The sequence below is a fragment of the Priestia sp. YIM B13489 genome, from assembly GCF_042787645.1.
Lineage (GTDB): Bacteria > Bacillota > Bacilli > Bacillales > Bacillaceae_H > Priestia > Priestia megaterium.
In genome coordinates this window covers 1,004,499-1,020,478 of record NZ_JBHZOQ010000053.1, presented here as the reverse complement: position 1 = coordinate 1,020,478, position 15,980 = coordinate 1,004,499, and the positions used below count along the sequence as shown (strand labels likewise).

Annotated in this window: 17 protein-coding genes; 1 reads left to right on the top strand and 16 read right to left on the bottom strand. The window is 38.3% G+C overall.

Annotation, left to right across the window (positions count from 1 at the left end; genetic code table 11):
• Positions 1 to 29: 29 nt before the first annotated feature.
• The 11 genes from dnaB to ACFX4W_RS11020 form a co-directional block, all read right to left on the bottom strand.
• Positions 30 to 1,394: a replicative DNA helicase gene (gene dnaB / locus ACFX4W_RS11070; RefSeq protein WP_043977597.1), complete on the bottom strand. Its 1,365-nt coding sequence runs from the start codon at positions 1,392 to 1,394 to the stop codon at positions 30 to 32.
• A 116-nt stretch (positions 1,395 to 1,510) separates the two neighbouring features.
• Positions 1,511 to 1,960: a 50S ribosomal protein L9 gene (rplI, locus tag ACFX4W_RS11065; RefSeq protein WP_013059910.1), complete on the bottom strand. Its 450-nt coding sequence runs from the start codon at positions 1,958 to 1,960 to the stop codon at positions 1,511 to 1,513.
• Entirely contained in the window at positions 1,957 to 3,930 is a 1,974-nt protein-coding gene (locus tag ACFX4W_RS11060) for a DHH family phosphoesterase (protein ID WP_043977599.1), read from the bottom strand. Before ACFX4W_RS11060 ends, rplI begins: the two co-directional genes overlap by 4 nt.
• Positions 3,931 to 3,966: 36 nt before the next feature.
• Positions 3,967 to 4,911, bottom strand: coding sequence for a YybS family protein (locus ACFX4W_RS11055; protein ID WP_043977601.1), 945 nt, complete (start codon positions 4,909 to 4,911; stop codon positions 3,967 to 3,969).
• Between the two features lie 138 nt (positions 4,912 to 5,049).
• Complete coding sequence (rpsR, locus tag ACFX4W_RS11050) at positions 5,050 to 5,289, bottom strand: 30S ribosomal protein S18 (RefSeq protein WP_013059913.1); 240 nt, start codon at positions 5,287 to 5,289, stop codon at positions 5,050 to 5,052.
• A gap of 66 nt (positions 5,290 to 5,355) precedes the next feature.
• Positions 5,356 to 5,856 carry a single-stranded DNA-binding protein gene (gene ssb, locus ACFX4W_RS11045; RefSeq protein WP_013059914.1) on the bottom strand — a complete coding sequence of 167 codons (501 nt, stop codon included), beginning with the start codon at positions 5,854 to 5,856 and terminating at the stop codon, positions 5,356 to 5,358.
• Positions 5,857 to 5,904: 48 nt separating this feature from the next.
• A complete protein-coding gene (gene rpsF / locus ACFX4W_RS11040; RefSeq protein WP_013059915.1) occupies positions 5,905 to 6,192 on the bottom strand; it encodes a 30S ribosomal protein S6 in 288 nt (95 codons plus the stop codon).
• A gap of 189 nt (positions 6,193 to 6,381) precedes the next feature.
• Positions 6,382 to 7,482: a redox-regulated ATPase YchF gene (gene ychF / locus ACFX4W_RS11035; protein ID WP_013059916.1), complete on the bottom strand. Its 1,101-nt coding sequence runs from the start codon at positions 7,480 to 7,482 to the stop codon at positions 6,382 to 6,384.
• 170 nt (positions 7,483 to 7,652) lie between these two features.
• The gene (locus ACFX4W_RS11030) at positions 7,653 to 7,850 is read right to left on the bottom strand and encodes a DUF951 domain-containing protein (protein WP_013059917.1); all 198 of its coding nucleotides are present in this window, start codon (positions 7,848 to 7,850) and stop codon (positions 7,653 to 7,655) included.
• 14 nt (positions 7,851 to 7,864) lie between these two features.
• A complete protein-coding gene (locus ACFX4W_RS11025; RefSeq protein WP_013085559.1) occupies positions 7,865 to 8,758 on the bottom strand; it encodes a mechanosensitive ion channel family protein in 894 nt (297 codons plus the stop codon).
• A 67-nt stretch (positions 8,759 to 8,825) separates the two neighbouring features.
• Complete coding sequence (locus ACFX4W_RS11020; protein ID WP_043977603.1) at positions 8,826 to 9,839, bottom strand: YkvI family membrane protein; 1,014 nt, start codon at positions 9,837 to 9,839, stop codon at positions 8,826 to 8,828.
• 86 nt (positions 9,840 to 9,925) lie between these two features.
• On the opposite strand from ACFX4W_RS11020, the gene yyaC reads away from it, so the two are divergent.
• Positions 9,926 to 10,546 (top strand): spore protease YyaC, encoded by a 621-nt coding sequence (gene yyaC / locus ACFX4W_RS11015; protein WP_013059920.1) that lies wholly within the window; start codon positions 9,926 to 9,928, stop codon positions 10,544 to 10,546.
• Between the two features lie 32 nt (positions 10,547 to 10,578).
• On the opposite strand, the gene ACFX4W_RS11010 is transcribed toward yyaC, so the two are convergent.
• The 5 genes from ACFX4W_RS11010 to mnmG all read right to left on the bottom strand — a co-directional run bounded on the left by ACFX4W_RS11010 (position 10,579) and on the right by mnmG (position 15,967).
• The gene (locus ACFX4W_RS11010; RefSeq protein WP_013059921.1) at positions 10,579 to 11,448 is read right to left on the bottom strand and encodes a ParB/RepB/Spo0J family partition protein; all 870 of its coding nucleotides are present in this window, start codon (positions 11,446 to 11,448) and stop codon (positions 10,579 to 10,581) included.
• The gene (locus ACFX4W_RS11005; RefSeq protein ID WP_013085563.1) at positions 11,420 to 12,202 is read right to left on the bottom strand and encodes a ParA family protein; all 783 of its coding nucleotides are present in this window, start codon (positions 12,200 to 12,202) and stop codon (positions 11,420 to 11,422) included. Before ACFX4W_RS11005 ends, ACFX4W_RS11010 begins: the two co-directional genes overlap by 29 nt.
• 117 nt (positions 12,203 to 12,319) lie before the next feature.
• Positions 12,320 to 13,195: a nucleoid occlusion protein gene (gene noc / locus ACFX4W_RS11000; protein WP_013059923.1), complete on the bottom strand. Its 876-nt coding sequence runs from the start codon at positions 13,193 to 13,195 to the stop codon at positions 12,320 to 12,322.
• A 135-nt stretch (positions 13,196 to 13,330) separates the two neighbouring features.
• Complete coding sequence (gene rsmG, locus ACFX4W_RS10995) at positions 13,331 to 14,047, bottom strand: 16S rRNA (guanine(527)-N(7))-methyltransferase RsmG (protein ID WP_013085565.1); 717 nt, start codon at positions 14,045 to 14,047, stop codon at positions 13,331 to 13,333.
• Between the two features lie 30 nt (positions 14,048 to 14,077).
• Positions 14,078 to 15,967, bottom strand: coding sequence for a tRNA uridine-5-carboxymethylaminomethyl(34) synthesis enzyme MnmG (mnmG, locus tag ACFX4W_RS10990; RefSeq protein WP_013059925.1), 1,890 nt, complete (start codon positions 15,965 to 15,967; stop codon positions 14,078 to 14,080).
• Positions 15,968 to 15,980 lie beyond the last annotated feature (13 nt).

Sequence of the window (15,980 nt, the reverse complement as noted above, 5' to 3'; positions counted from 1 at the left end):
TAAAATAAAACCTCTCATATTGAGAGGTTTTATGCACCAGGCGGCACTCCTGCGTCATCAAAGCGCCGCTCGAGATTAACGAATTTATTGTACTCTTTTACAAAGGCAAGCTGTACGGTTCCAACTGGACCGTTACGCTGCTTGGCTATAATAATCTCGATAATATTTTGATTTTCTGTATCTTTTTCATAATAGTCTTCACGATATAAGAAAGCTACGATATCGGCATCCTGCTCAATACTTCCGGATTCACGGATATCAGACATCATTGGCCGCTTATCTTGTCTTTGCTCTACTCCACGGGAAAGCTGTGATAAGGCGATAACAGGAACTTCTAATTCACGAGCTAAAGATTTTAACGCACGCGAAATTTCAGATACTTCCTGCTGTCGGTTTTCTCCGCTTCGTCCATTTCCTTGAATGAGCTGTAAGTAGTCAATTAAAATCATCCCAAGCCCGCCTTCTTGTTTCAAGCGACGGCACTTAGAACGGATTTCACCTACACGAATACCCGGTGTATCATCAATATAAATCCCTGCATTGGACAAAGATCCCATTGCCATCGTGAGCTTTCCCCAGTCATCAGCTGTAAGCGAACCTGTACGCAGCCTTTGTGCATCAATATTTCCTTCGGCACACAGCATCCTCATAACAAGCTGCTGAGCACCCATCTCTAAACTGAAGATGGCTACGTTCTCATCCGTTTTCGTTGCAACGTTTTGCGCAATATTTAAGGCAAAAGCCGTTTTACCTACCGATGGTCGGGCCGCTACAATGATTAAATCATTTCGCTGGAACCCTGCTGTCATTCTATCTAAATCACTAAACCCGGTTGGGATACCTGTAATGTCACCTTTTCGATTGTGAAGAACTTCGATATCATCGTACGTTTGTACAAGTACATCTTTGATATTTTGAAACACACCGCTGTTTTTACGCTGTGCTACTTCTAGAATGTTTTTTTCCGCTTCATTTAATAAAACTTCCACTTCGTCTTCCCTTGCATATCCTTCTGAAGCAATATGCGTTGCAGTACGAATTAAACGGCGTAAAATCGACTTTTCTTCTACGATTTTACCGTAATACTCTACGTTTGCAGCCGTTGGAACAGAGTTAGCTAAATCACTTAAATACGATACGCCGCCAACTTCTTCTAGGATTTTTTGGTCAGCTAATTCAGACGTTACCGTTACCAAATCAACCGGTTCACCTTGGTCAGAAAGTTTCAGCATACATGTAAAGATTTTCTGGTGCGATGCCCGGTAAAAATCTTCAGGTATTAGCATTTCAGATGCTAAGGTTAAAGAAGAAGGCTCTAAGAAAATGGCCCCTAATAGCGCTTGCTCTGCTTCAATATTCTGAGGCGGAAGACGATCAGCAAAAAGATCACTCATATTTCTATGCCCCTCTTATATTCTTTCAGTATTTTCTTTCATCATAAATGTTGGCGCGAACAAATACAAGTCCGCGCCAACCCTTTATATTATTTACTTATTTCTCAATCTTACGTTTATTTTTGTTCAGTCACGTGTACCTTTACCGTAGCCGTTACTTCCGGATGTAATTTAACCGGTACATTTGTGTAGCCTAATGCGCGAATTGCATCATTTAATTCAATTTTACGCTTATCTACTTTAATTTTGTGCTTTTTCTTTAATTCTTCAGCAATTTGTTTGCTTGTGATAGAACCGAATAAACGGCCACCTTCACCAGATTTTGCTGTTAATTCAACTGTTAGTTCTTCAAGAGTTGCTTTTAACTCTTTGTTTGCTTGAAGTTCTGCAGCTGCATCTTTTTGCTCTCTATTTTTTTGTGCTTCTAATACTTTCACATTACCGCCTGTAGCTTCAACAGCATAACCATTTTTTAATAAGAAGTTATGTGCATAACCGTCTGAAACATTTTTCACTTCACCTTTTTTGCCTTTTCCTTTTACATCTTTTAAGAAAATTACTTTCATGATTTTTTACCTCCATCTAAGTACTCATCAATTGCTTGTTTAAGCCGTTCTTCAGCTTCATCCAAACTAATGTCTTGAAGCTGAGTAGCAGCATTCGTTAAATGGCCTCCGCCTTGGAGACTTTCCATAATAACTTGTACATTGATATCTCCAAGCGATCTCGCACTAATGCCAATTAGATTATCCCGTCGCTTAGAAATAACAAACGAAGCAACCACTCCGCTGATTGAAAGCAGCGTATCTGCAGCTTGCGCAATTAACACTTGATCATACATTTTGTTTGGTTCAGCTCGTGAAATGGCAATACCTGCTGTATAAATCTCTGCATGTTCAATAAAGCGTGCTCGCTGTACATATTGCGTGATATCTTCTTTTAAAAACTTTTGAACAAGAACCGTATCTGCGCCTTGAGAACGTAAAAAGGACGCTGCATCAAACGTACGAGATCCCGTGCGTAATGTAAAGCTTTTTGTATCGACAATAATACCGGCTAAAAGTGCTGTTGCTTCTAGCATATCAATTTTAAATCGTTTTGGCTGGTATTCAAGAAGCTCAGTAACGAGTTCTGCTGTCGAGGAAGCATATGGCTCCATATAGACAAGAAGAGGATCTTCGATAAAGTCTTCTCCTCGTCTATGATGATCAATGACCACGACATTTTCAATACGATTTAATAACCTTTCTTCAATAACGAGCGACGGCTTATGCGTATCTACTACTACTAAAAGAGTATCATCACTCACAAGATTTAAGGCTTCTTCAGGCGTAATAAATCGTTCCCACAGGCCTTCTTTCTTTTTAATCTCTTCTAGCATTCGCTGAACACCTGTATCAATATGATCAGGATCTAATACGATAAAACCGTCTTTCTGATTGACTTGCGCTACTTTTAATATCCCAATAGCAGCTCCTACAGCATCCATATCCGGATACTTATGACCCATGATAATCACTTTTCCACTCTCTGTAATGAGCTCTTTTAACGCGTGAGAAATAACCCTTGCACGCACGCGCGTCCGTTTTTCCATTGGGTTTGTCTTGCCCCCAAAGAATTTTACTTTTCCATTCGGCTGTTTAATCGCTACTTGATCTCCACCTCGACCTAAGGCCAAATCCAAACTAGATTGAGCTAAAGCACCCAGCTCAGGTAAATCAGCAGAACCAGCTCCGATACCAATGCTCAATGTAAGCGGTATATTTTGTTTAGACGTCTCTTCACGAACTTGGTCTAAGATAGAAAATTTACTTCGCTCTAAATGAATTAAGATTTGTTCATTCATAATCGCAATAAATTTCTCGGAAGACGTACGTTTAATAAAAATACCGTATTCTTGAGCCCAACTATTTAACATAGAGGTTACTTGACTATTCAAGTTACTTTTAACTTGATCATCCATTCCTTGCGTTAGTTCATCATAATTATCTAAAAAGATAATACCTAAACTTGTTCGTTCTTCTTCATACAATTTTTCGATTTCTATTTGCTCTGTAATATCAAAGAAGTACAGTAAGCGCTCGTCTCGTTTAATCACCACTTTAAATTTCCGATCATGCAACGTGACAACTTCTGTTTCCACTTCTTGTTTGATCAGTGGAATAATACTTTCGGCTACATCGTATAATGATCTTCCCACTAGTGTGTCTTCACCGAGACAAGATGCTAGAAAAGGATTCGTCCATTCAATTTGATATTCATCATTAAACAGCATAATCCCAATCGGCATTTCCATTAATGCCTCTTCGCCTACTTTTTTCAGCCGATGAGACAGCATTGAAATATAGGTTTCAAACTCATCGGACAGCATTCGCTCCATTCTCATGTATAGAAAAAGACAGGCTAATAGTAATATAAAGCCTATCATTCCTATGATCCAATTATGATAGGTCACGATACCTACTAAAATCAGAGCTATACTATACAATGAGTAAAATGGATAGCGAATGACGTTCTTTTTTGTAAAGACAGGCATCCATTTCAGCTCCTACTTTTTTAAGTTCCACAATATCTACTTTTTTGTGTCTAATTGTTTTCTTAAATTAAACCCTAAATCAATTATACCTAAGATGCGCACAATTTGAAGGATAATTGGAATAATTAATGCTAAAATTGTTACAACAATTGGAATTGCTTTGGCATACCCTTTTTGATGTGAGAAATAGAAAATAAAAGAGATCCCTTGTAACACGACTAGCATTTGCAGTCCCATCACGATGTTGATAATAGCTACGTACATAAATGTACCTTGTTCAATATTAAAAGATGGGAAGGATAAAATTAATGCAATCAAATAATACCATAGAATACTTTTAGGAAGTTTAAATTCACGAAAAGGCGGGAATGCTTGCACCTCATAACCTGTTCTTTTAAGAATAGGCGTAGCAATAAGCTGAGAGAAAAAGGCCAGAATAACTCCACCCATAACAATTAATAGAGGCAACAGATTTTTAAACATATCAAATGCATCTCTCATTTGGTCAATTTGAGATTCCTTAACGTCTTGTCCTAAACTTTTCATCATTTCAATACTTTGATTAATCGATTGATCTAAAGCATTATTTATTTGCTCCATTAGATTAACATTAAAAACGATGTTTGCTCCTACGAACAATAAAAGTAAACCTAAACTAAACGCAACCGTGCCGCCTAGTAAAATGGTATACCTTTTTTGTTTTTGTCGGTAAAGCATTCCTATTGCTAATCCACCAATACCAAATACAAATGTAAAAGGAAGAGTCAACACATTTCCAAATAACAAAGTCAATAACAACCCTACTACTAAAAATAATATTGCCTTTTTCCACCCATGACGAACGGTATACACAATAAATGGAACAGCTAGCGCTAGTTGAAAAATGGTTCCCACAACAGGTATGTATAGTGAAAAAAGCAACAGCGCCACAAACAGCGCTAAAAGAGCTGCTCCTTCTGTAATATATCGAATTCCTTTCACAACTTCACCTCGTTGATATAGACTATTATTTATTTTATCGATTCAATTCATAAGAAGCAACTATTTGACAAAAGAGCACCTATGTAATGTAAAAAGAGGCAGTAAGGGAATCCTTACTGCCTCTTTTTATACCGTTCATTATTCACCAGAAACATATGGTAATAATGCCATTTGACGAGCGCGTTTGATAGCGATCGTTAATTTACGTTGGTATTTAGCGCTTGTTCCAGTTACACGACGAGGTAAAATTTTACCACGCTCTGAAACGAATTTTTTAAGCATATCTACATCTTTGTAATCGATGTGAGTGATGCCGTTTGCTGTGAAGAAACAAACTTTACGACGTCTGTTGCGTCCACCTTTACGTCCACCTGCCATTTTGATACGCCTCCTTCCGCTTAAAAGTTTCTATAAAATTTTATACTCCGGATAATCTACTGCGAATTAAAACGGTAAATCGTCATCTGAAATGTCAATTGTCTCGCCATTATTTGCAAATGGATCATCATCAACGCGAGTATAACCTTGATTACCTGAGTTACGGTTCTGATTATCTCCAAATGGAGAGCCTTGTCCAGATCCTCCAGTGTTAGCAAAGTTACTGCGTTGCGTATCCCCACCGCCACTTTTCGGCTCTAAAAATTGCACACTTTCCGCTACAACTTCCGTTACGTATACGCGACGACCGTCTTGTCCTTCGTAACTGCGAGATTGTAGTCGACCATCAACACCAGCTAAACTTCCTTTTTTAAGGAAATTGGCTGCATTTTCAGCCTGACGACGCCATACAACACAGTTGATGAAGTCAGCTTCACGTTCACCTTGCTGATTTGTAAATGTGCGGTTTACCGCTAAAGTGAATGTTGCAACCGCTGCTCCACTCGGGGTATAACGTAATTCAGGATCTTTGGTTAAGCGTCCTACGAGAATTACGCGATTCATCATCAGAACCACTCCTTAAGGAAATAAAACCCAATTTATTTAAACGTTTAATTATGCTTCTTGTTTAACAACGATATGACGGATAATGTCTTCGTTGATTTTCGCAAGACGATCAAATTCAGAAACTGCTTCTGAAGTAGCCGCCACGTCAAGAATCATGTAGTAACCGTCACGGAAATCATTGATTTCGTATGCTAAACGACGTTTACCCCATTCTTTAACATTTGCGATTTCAGCACCATTATCAGTTAATACGCCGTTAAAGCGCTCAACTAATGCTTTCTTTGCTTCGTCATCAATGCTTGGACGGATGATGTACATTACTTCATACTTTCTCATCACTGTCACCTCCTTTTGGTCTAACGGCCCGAAATGGGCAAGGAGCAATAAAATATTACTCACGAATTAAAATTATAGCATACTACCATAGGCAAAGCAATACGCATTGCGGGCTGTTTCGTAAATATATGCTAATATTTTAGCCAACGACAAAAGCCGAAAGAAGATATCTCCTTTCGGCTTTTAATCTTATACGTTAAAGCGGAAATGCATAACGTCTCCGTCTTTTACGATGTATTCTTTTCCTTCTAAACGTACTTTTCCAGCTTCACGAGCTGCTCCCATTGTTTTGGCAGCTAATAAATCCTCATATGACACCGTTTCTGCGCGAATAAATCCGCGTTCAAAATCTGTATGAATAATACCTGCACACTCAGGAGCTTTCATACCTTGTGTAAACGTCCATGCGCGTACTTCTTGCTCACCAGCTGTAAAGTACGTAGCTAATCCAAGTAAGTCGTACGCTGCACGTACAAGCTGATCTAGACCTGACTGTTCGATGCCTAGTTCTTCAAGGAACATTGCTTTTTCTTCTCCTTCAAGCTCAGCAATTTCAGATTCAATGCGTGCACAAACAACAATCACTTCTGCACCTTCACTTGCCGCATACTCGCGCACTTTTGCTACATATTCGTTAGCAGATGCATCCGCTACTTCATCTTCAGAAACGTTTGCTACATAAAGAATAGGTTTGATCGTTAGCAAATGAAATTGTTTTACTAGTTTCATTTGCTCTTCTGTAAATGATACAGCACGAGCTGGCTGATCACTTTCAAATGCATTCTTTAGTTTCTCTAAAATTTCGTATTCATACATTGCTTCTTTATCTTTTTGTTTAGCCATCTTTTGAACACGGCCAATACGCTTCTCTACCGTTTCTAAATCTGCTAAAATCAACTCTAAATTAATTGTTTCAATATCTGAAATAGGATCTACTTTTCCTGAAACGTGCGTGATGTTTTCATCTTCAAAACAACGCACAACGTGACAAATCGCATCTACTTCTCGAATATGAGATAAGAATTTATTTCCCAGTCCTTCACCTTTACTAGCACCCTTTACGATTCCAGCGATATCTGTGAATTCAAATGCTGTTGGAATTGTTTTTTTAGGTTTTACAAGCTCTGTAAGTTTTTGAAGACGATGATCAGGTACTTCTACAATACCTACGTTAGGATCAATCGTACAGAAAGGATAGTTCGCAGATTCTGCGCCCGCTTGTGTAATTGCATTAAATAATGTTGATTTCCCAACGTTCGGAAGACCAACAATTCCAGCTGTTAAAGCCATATATTTATTCACTCCTCTTTATATATCCGAAACAAGTTAACCTGTCACAATTATAGTGAGTCAACTTTTGAAATACAAGTTTAATAAAGAACCTTTAGTAACACCGCTTTAAGATGCTTCATTTTGTCCCACCTTACAGTATAAGGCATAAACATAGAAAATGCATGAGGTTATTCCTCATGCTTTACAAGAATTTTTTTCATTTTACGTGCAAAATCACGTCTTGGAATCATTACGCTATGGCCGCAGCCTTCACATTTAATGCGGATATCCATTCCCATTCGAATGATTTTCCATTCATTTGTACCGCAAGGATGAGGTTTTTTCATTTCCACAACGTCATTTAAACCAAATTCTTTTTCCGTCATCAACTCTCTCCTCCTTATTTCCCTTTCAACGTCGACGAATGCTGTGCTTCTTCTGTACGATTATACATAACCATACGAGGAAATGGAACTTCAATGCCATGTTCATTTAGCCTTGTACGCACTTCTTTACGAATCATACGAGAAATATGGAAATGTCTCATTGGTTTTACTTCGCTTGTAATCCTCATTGTGACTTCAGTTGCATGGATATTTTGAACCCCCAGCAATTCAGGCGTTTTAACCATATCTTCATAGCGGCTTGGTAATTCTTCTAGCAGCTCTAAAATCACTTTTTCTGCTTTTTGTATGTTTTCTTCATAAGAAATGCTTACATCAACAAAAGCTACGCTGTTATGTAACGAAAAATTAGTGACCTCCACAATACTGCCATTGGGCAAGATATTAATCTCGCCTGTCCAACTCTTAATCTTTGTTGTTCGCAGACCGATTTCTTCTACAGTTCCCTCAAATGTTCCTACTCGAACATAATCCCCAACGGAGAACTGATCTTCAAAGATAATAAAAAATCCCGTAATGATGTCTTTCACTAAGTTTTGAGCACCAAACCCTACCGCGAGCCCTACGATTCCAGCCCCCGCTAGCAATCCTCGAACATCTACCGATAATGTTTCTAAAATCATAACTCCCGCAACGAAATAAATAGCATAAGAAAAAACATTCTGAAGCAAACGGACCATCGTAGCTTCTCGTCGCTCAGAAATACGCAGAGGGCTATTTGTGCGAACCTCTACAAATTTATTTAACGCTTGCTTTCCAATTCGAATTAAAAACATGGAAATAAGCAGAATCAACAGAATTTTTATGAAGCCTTCTCCAATATGTGCCCACGTTTCTTCTTGAAAAAATGGCTCAAATACGTTCTTAAAAACTGACGTCAACGAATTCATACTACATGTAGCTCCTATCGTAACATACTCTACATACGAGAAAGTTTTAATCTATTGTAGCAAGTTTCTACGAACTTTTGTAGCGATTTCGAAATGGATACAATAGAACAGCTGTTACTAAAAATAAATTGACGATTCCATACATTGGATACAAAACGGCAATCAAAGTAGAAAAGCCTAACTTTGTAAAGGGAATCATTAAAAGTAGCCAGCAGGCTGCCAATTTCCAAAGAGATTGCACTCTTTCAGTATGAAAACGCGCGGTCAGTCCTAAGATTCCCGATACGGCTGTTGTATAAATTGCAATGAGCAAAACAATGCTCATCAAAAACAGCATCGTATAAGGAAAGTCTTTCAGAATAGCGAATAATGGAATTTCATAAGAAGAAAGAAGGCCTGAAACTTGAATAAGCGATTCATTATAAATAAAGGAGAGCCCCCCTAATAAAAAACCACTGCCAACACTTGCAATATAAATCTCTTTTTTGCTTTTAATTTCCTTTCCAATTGTAGATAATACCGCGACAAGAGGAAGAATATTTAAAGCCGTAAAGGTAAAAGCAGCAGGCCAATTATGCTGAAGATGCCAATCAGTTACTCCAGGATGACGTAAAACAAATGTAAGAAGTACGCCAGCTAGTCCAATCATTAAAATTGGCATAACGAAAGAATTGATAGAAAGAAGCCCATTTAATCCTCTTGAAAAAACAAAGACGATAAACGCACTAAGAGCGCCAATTCCCCACCAGTAAGGAACATGCCACATTTCCAATGTCGCCCCGCCGCCCGCGATCATAATCACCGTCGTCGTAAACAAATAAAAAACGATTAAAACATCGTAGGCTGCAGCCCATCTCTTTCCTATTAATTCAATTAGTACTGGATAAAATTGATTGGTTCGGTAGCGATAGCTGATTTGCATAATCACATTGCAAGAAATCGCAAAAATAATAGAAAATAGAAAAATAGCAAGTCCGCTTTCTTCGCCAAAAAACTGCCATAGCTCTCTCCCTGAAGCATACCCAGCGCCTATCATGGTTCCCATAATTAAGAATATCCATTTACATCCTGCTCTCCACATCGATTTTCCCCCAATCCATGAAATATATGTATAGAATCTTCAAAATCTTCGTATACTGTTACTATTATGTATAAGGAGTGGACCCTATGAATTTAAAATCTCCCTTCTTTGAGAAGACACAACATTCAACCCGTGTATTTCATGATGAAGAATCTGCTACAAAGAAGCTGAGTACACAGTTACTATCTTTACTTCCAGCACAGAAAGACAGACCAATTGTTTTTGTATGTATTGGAACGGACCGTTCAACTGGGGACTCATTGGGTCCATTAGTCGGAACGAAATTGAATGAAAAGAAGGTTTCGTCTTTTCACATTTTTGGAACGTTAGAAGAGCCTGTTCATGCTGTTAATTTGAAAGAAACGTTAAAACATATTCAAAAACTTTTCCCGAATCCTTTTATTATTGGAATTGATGCTTGTTTAGGTCGTATGAAAAGCGTAGGCTCTGCATCACTTGGAATAGGACCCGTTAAACCAGGAGCAGGAGTTAATAAAGAATTGCCGCCAGTCGGGGATATTCATATAACAGGGGTTGTCAACGTGAGCGGATTTATGGAGTTTTTCGTCTTGCAAAATACGAGGCTTCACCTCGTTATGTGCATTGCCGATTTAATCGCGAAAAGTATTGAGACTGCGCACAACGAACGAGAGAAAGAGTTTAATAATTCTTCGGTTTACCAACCTGTAAGACATTATAAACAATAAAAAAGGTTGTCCTAAAACTAGGACAACCTTTTTTATACAGAAGATTTGTTAGTCTGAGAAAGATCGTTAAATAATTCAAGAAGACGGTTTAAATCTTCTTTAGAGAAAAATTCGATTTCAATTTTTCCTTTTTTCTTGCTTTGTGTAATATGAACAGAGGTACCAAAACGCTCACGAAGCTGTGTTTCACTTTGTTTTATAAATAAATCTTTATCTTTTTTAGTTTTTGATGTTTCACGTGGAACGGCTTTATTTAAGTGGGCAATATAAGCCTCTAGCTGTCTAACATTCAATTGTTCCTTGCGTATTTTTTCAACGACTTTAGGTAGAAGAGCTTTATTTTTCAAACCGACTAGCGTACGGCCGTGGCCCATAGACAATTCATTAGTAGAAATGAGGGTTTGAATTTCCTCAGGCAACTGCAAGAGGCGAACATAGTTAGCAATATGAGGTCGGCTTTTTCCCAGTCGTGTAGCAAGTTGCTCCTGTGTCATATCGAGCTTATCCATAAGCAATTGATAAGCGGTTGCTTCTTCAATTGGCGTCAAATCTTCACGCTGTAAATTTTCTAACAAAGCTAGTTCCATCATTTGCTTTTCTGAAAAGTCTTTTATAATGACAGGAACAGTAGCAAGGTCGGCTTCTTTAGCAGCTCTAAATCGTCTTTCACCCGCTAAGATTTCATAGCCTTTAATGCTTTTGCGAGCTACAATAGGCTGTAAGATGCCATGATGTAAAATGGATTGCTTTAACTCATTAATTGCTTCTTTATTAAACGTTTTACGTGGTTGATAGGGGTTGGGTCTGAGTTCGTGAATAGCAACTTCCTGAATTGAATCATCAGCCTGTGCATCTAAGCCTGAAAATAAGGCATTAATTCCTTTCCCTAATCCTTTCGCCATTATAAATCACTTCCTTTGCAAGTTCCGTATAAACTGCGGCCCCTCTAGATCTTGCATCATATAAGATAATTGGTTCACCATGACTAGGTGCTTCGCTCAAACGAACATTTCGAGGAATAATCGTTTGATAAACGCGATCCTGAAAGTACTTCTTCACTTCTGCTGTTACCTGAAGTCCTAAATTTGTGCGTGCATCAAGCATAGTCAGTAACACACCTTCGATACGCAGTTGATTATTCAAATGTTTTTGGACTAATCTAACGGTATTTAGCAGTTGACTTAACCCTTCAAGCGCATAATATTCACACTGTACAGGTATTAAAACAGAATCAGCTGCCGTTAACGCATTTAATGTCAGTAAACCAAGAGAAGGGGGACAATCAATAATAACATAATCAAAGTGATCTTTCACCGTTTCTAAAGCTCTCTTAAGTCGAACTTCACGTGAAATGGTGGACACTAATTCAATTTCTGCACCAGCTAATTGAATGGTCGCGGGAATGATTGATAAATTTCCGACGGCTGTTGAACGAACAACGTTCTTAGCTTCCATATCTTCCACGATTACATTATAAATACATTCATCTACATCTGCTTTATCTATGCCAACTCCACTCGTAGCGTTACCCTGGGGATCTCCGTCTACAAGTAGAACCTTTTTTCCTTGTTCAGCTAAACAAGCTCCTAAATTAACAGCGGTTGTTGTTTTTCCAACTCCGCCTTTTTGATTCGCAACTGCCACAATTTTCCCCATGTTGTCACCTACTTTCATTTCCATCCCATTTGTCCAGACAGTTTAATTGCTCATTGAATTTTCTGACGAAAAACTTTGATAAAAAAGCCTCATCAAAAAAAGATGAGGGCTATTTCTTTATTTTTTCGGAATCTTAATAGTAAACTGAAAATACTCATCAAACTCTTCTTCTTCCGTGTTTAATGAAATACCGCTGTCACTAACCATTGTCAAGGATTGACGAATTGTATTCATTGCGATGCGCGTATCTTTACTAAACGCTTTTCTTTTTGCTTTTGGCTTTTTAACCTGCGTTTCTAACAATTTAACTACTCGATCTTCCGTTTGTTTTACATTTAATTGTTTTTCAATAATTTCAGCTAATACTTGAAGTTGTTTTTCTTGATTTTTGAGGGGAATGAGCGCTCTTGCATGTCGCTCTGTAATCAATTTTTGTTTGATTGCTTCTTGTATTTCAACAGGAAGCTTTAACAAACGAAGCTTGTTTGCAATTGTGGATTGGCCTTTTCCTAAACGTTGAGCTAATGCCTCTTGGGTAAGATTATGTAACTCAATTAACTTTGCGTAGGCTAGTGCTTCTTCGACAGCCGTTAGCTCTTCACGTTGTAAGTTTTCTATTAAAGCCACAGAGGCCGTTTCTGTATCGTTAAAATGTTTCACAATTGCAGGAACCGTATCCCATCCTAAGCTTTGTACAGCTCTCCAACGGCGTTCTCCAGCAATTAATTCGTATTCTTCGCCCTCAGTCGGTCGAACCACAATAGGTTGAATGATACCGTGTGTATGAATAGTCAGAGCTAGCTCTTCAATTTTTGCTTCATTAAACACAGTACGCGGCTGGTAACGATTTGGAATAATACTTGAAACCCTAATTTGTTTTACTTCATCTCTTAAAACTTTTTCGACATTTTCATCTTGGACAGTTTCAATCTCTACATGAATATCCTCATCTTTTTCCTTTAAATTAAAAAAACGTGAAAAAGCAGATTTCATAGTCCCACACCACCTTCAGGAAAATCCCGCCTTAAACTAATTCGATGTTTTTTAACCATATCCTGCTTTCTAAACAGAAAATATAGAGAAGAAAATGTTTCATATGAAACATTCTCTTCTCTATCTATTTAATGCCTACTCTAGTGGAAGCTTAACTGGGGTACCAGGTTTTCTAGGATATTTTTTAGGCGTTTTCTTGATTTTGTCTATTAAAATAATGTAACGTTCACTTTGCTCCAAAGGCAATTGGAAATGTTCAATCGACTTCACTTTTCCGCCTAATACTTGGAATGATTTTTCTCCATTTTTCAATTCCTCTGGGGCAGAAGCACCTTTCATTGCTAAAAAGCGTCCTTGTTCTTTAACAAGCGGTAAGCAAAATTCATTAAGAACCGAGATACGTGCGACGGCTCTTGCCGTTACAAGATCGAATGACTCGCGAATCGTTTCTTTTTTACCAAATGTTTCAGCTCGATCATGACATAGTGTGACATTGTCTAGTTCAAGCTCATTTACAAGATGCGTTAAAAACGTAATACGCTTTTGTAACGAATCAACGATTGTTACATGCAAATGCGGAAAGCAAATTTTGATCGGAATACTTGGAAATCCTGCTCCTGCACCTACATCACACATGGATTCAATTTCTGTAAAGTCTTGAAAAAAAGCAGCTGAAATAGAATCGTAAAAATGCTTTTCATACACTTCACCGTGATCAGTGATAGCAGTTAAATTCATTTTTTCGTTCCATTCCACTAAAACTTGATAATACTTTTCAAATTGATTCAGCTGTTTAGAAGAAAGAGAAATTCCCTTTTCTTCTAATAGCTGTTGAAACTGTTGAATATTCATTGAGTTTCCCTTTCTTCGCGCCTAAGAGTTTTAATCATTTGATACTTTAGCGATGCGCCCTTGTTCAATATAAACAAGCAAGATTGAAATATCAGCTGGGTTGACTCCAGAAATACGTGAAGCTTGCGCTACCGTTAGTGGCCGCACTTGGTTTAATTTTTGACGTGCTTCTGTAGCTAAACCGTTAATTGCATCATAATCAATATAATCAGGAATCTTTTTGTTTTCTAACTTCTTCAAGCGTTCAACTTGCTGAAGTGATTTCTGAATATATCCTTCGTATTTCACCTGAATTTCTACTTGTTCAGCTACTTCAGGATCTACCGTCTCATCAGCTGGTGCTAATTGATGAATATGAGTATATGTCATTTCAGGACGGCGAAGTAAATCTGTCGCACGAATGCCATCTTTTAATTCGCTGCCGCCAGCTTCTTTAATCAGTTGTTGAACAGCTTCGTTCGGCTTAATAATAAAGGAGAAAAGACGTTTCTTCTCTTGCTCGATTTCCGCTTTCTTCTGTTCAAATTTAGCATAGCGCTCATCGCTGATTAATCCTAGTTCACGACCAATTTCAGTAAGGCGTAAATCAGCGTTATCATGACGAAGCAATAAACGATATTCTGCACGAGACGTTAACAGACGATACGGTTCATTTGTTCCTTTTGTTACTAAATCATCCACCAATACACCGATGTAAGCATCAGAACGTCCTAAGATGACTTCTTCTTGTTCCAGGGCTCTTCTTCCCGCGTTAATTCCAGCAAGAAGACCTTGGCCTGCAGCTTCTTCATAACCAGATGTTCCGTTAATTTGTCCAGCCGTATAAAGATTTTTAATTTTCTTCGTTTCAAGCGTTGGCCATAACTGAGTCGGAACAATTGCATCATATTCAATAGCATAGCCCGCACGCATCATTTGGACTTTTTCAAGACCCGGAATTGTCGCAAGCATTTGACGCTGTACGTGCTCAGGAAGACTTGTTGATAGTCCTTGAACATATACTTCTTGCGTATTTCGTCCTTCTGGCTCTAAGAAAATTTGGTGGCGCGGTTTATCATTAAAGCGCACAACCTTATCTTCAATAGATGGACAGTAGCGTGGTCCAGTACCTTTGATCATCCCAGAATACATAGGAGATAAGTGAAGGTTGTCATCAATAATTTGATGAGTTTGTTCACTTGTATATGTTAACCAGCAAGGCAGTTGATCTGTAATGTACTGTGTTGTTTCGTATGAGAAAGCACGAGGCACATCATCCCCAGGCTGAATCTCTGTTTTGCTGTAATCAATAGTTGAGCTATTAACACGAGGTGGAGTTCCTGTTTTAAAACGGACCATGTCCAGTCCTAACTCCTCTAAGTGTTCAGAAAGCTTAATAGCCGGTTGTTGATTATTAGGACCGCTTGAATATTTTAGTTCACCTAAAATAATTTCCCCGCGTAAGAATGTCCCTGTCGTAATAACAACTGTTTTAGCTTTATACACAGCTCCCGTTTGAGTGACAACGCCCGTACATACACCGTCTTCTACGATTAATTGTTCTACCATACCTTGCATAAGCGTTAGATTTTCTTCATTTTCTAACGTTTTTTTCATTTCATGCTGATAAGCAAATTTATCCGCTTGAGCTCTAAGTGCTCGAACAGCTGGACCTTTTCCTGTGTTTAACATTCTCATTTGAATATGAGTTTTATCGATATTTCTACCCATTTCTCCGCCAAGAGCATCAATTTCACGTACGACAATACCTTTTGCAGGACCCCCTACAGAAGGGTTGCAGGGCATAAACGCCACCATGTCTAAGTTGATGGTCAACGTTAACGTTTTAGCACCCATACGCGCAGAAGCAAGTGCCGCTTCACAACCTGCATGACCTGCTCCAATGACAATAACATCATATTGTCCACCTTCATATTGCATAATAGTAGCCTCC

Coding starts and splice junctions, on each gene's coding strand:
- dnaB (WP_043977597.1), bottom strand. CDS start 1,394: ATGAGTGATCTTTTTGCTGATCGTCTTCCGCCTCAGAATATTGAAGCA.
- rplI (WP_013059910.1), bottom strand. CDS start 1,960: ATGAAAGTAATTTTCTTAAAAGATGTAAAAGGAAAAGGCAAAAAAGGT.
- ACFX4W_RS11060 (WP_043977599.1), bottom strand. CDS start 3,930: ATGCCTGTCTTTACAAAAAAGAACGTCATTCGCTATCCATTTTACTCA.
- rpsR (WP_013059913.1), bottom strand. CDS start 5,289: ATGGCAGGTGGACGTAAAGGTGGACGCAACAGACGTCGTAAAGTTTGT.
- ssb (WP_013059914.1), bottom strand. CDS start 5,856: ATGATGAATCGCGTAATTCTCGTAGGACGCTTAACCAAAGATCCTGAA.
- rpsF (WP_013059915.1), bottom strand. CDS start 6,192: ATGAGAAAGTATGAAGTAATGTACATCATCCGTCCAAGCATTGATGAC.
- ychF (WP_013059916.1), bottom strand. CDS start 7,482: ATGGCTTTAACAGCTGGAATTGTTGGTCTTCCGAACGTTGGGAAATCA.
- ACFX4W_RS11030 (WP_013059917.1), bottom strand. CDS start 7,850: ATGACGGAAAAAGAATTTGGTTTAAATGACGTTGTGGAAATGAAAAAA.
- ACFX4W_RS11025 (WP_013085559.1), bottom strand. CDS start 8,758: ATGAATTCGTTGACGTCAGTTTTTAAGAACGTATTTGAGCCATTTTTT.
- ACFX4W_RS11020 (WP_043977603.1), bottom strand. CDS start 9,839: ATGTGGAGAGCAGGATGTAAATGGATATTCTTAATTATGGGAACCATG.
- yyaC (WP_013059920.1), top strand. CDS start 9,926: ATGAATTTAAAATCTCCCTTCTTTGAGAAGACACAACATTCAACCCGT.
- ACFX4W_RS11010 (WP_013059921.1), bottom strand. CDS start 11,448: ATGGCGAAAGGATTAGGGAAAGGAATTAATGCCTTATTTTCAGGCTTA.
- ACFX4W_RS11005 (WP_013085563.1), bottom strand. CDS start 12,202: ATGGGGAAAATTGTGGCAGTTGCGAATCAAAAAGGCGGAGTTGGAAAA.
- noc (WP_013059923.1), bottom strand. CDS start 13,195: ATGAAATCTGCTTTTTCACGTTTTTTTAATTTAAAGGAAAAAGATGAG.
- rsmG (WP_013085565.1), bottom strand. CDS start 14,047: ATGAATATTCAACAGTTTCAACAGCTATTAGAAGAAAAGGGAATTTCT.
- mnmG (WP_013059925.1), bottom strand. CDS start 15,967: ATGCAATATGAAGGTGGACAATATGATGTTATTGTCATTGGAGCAGGT.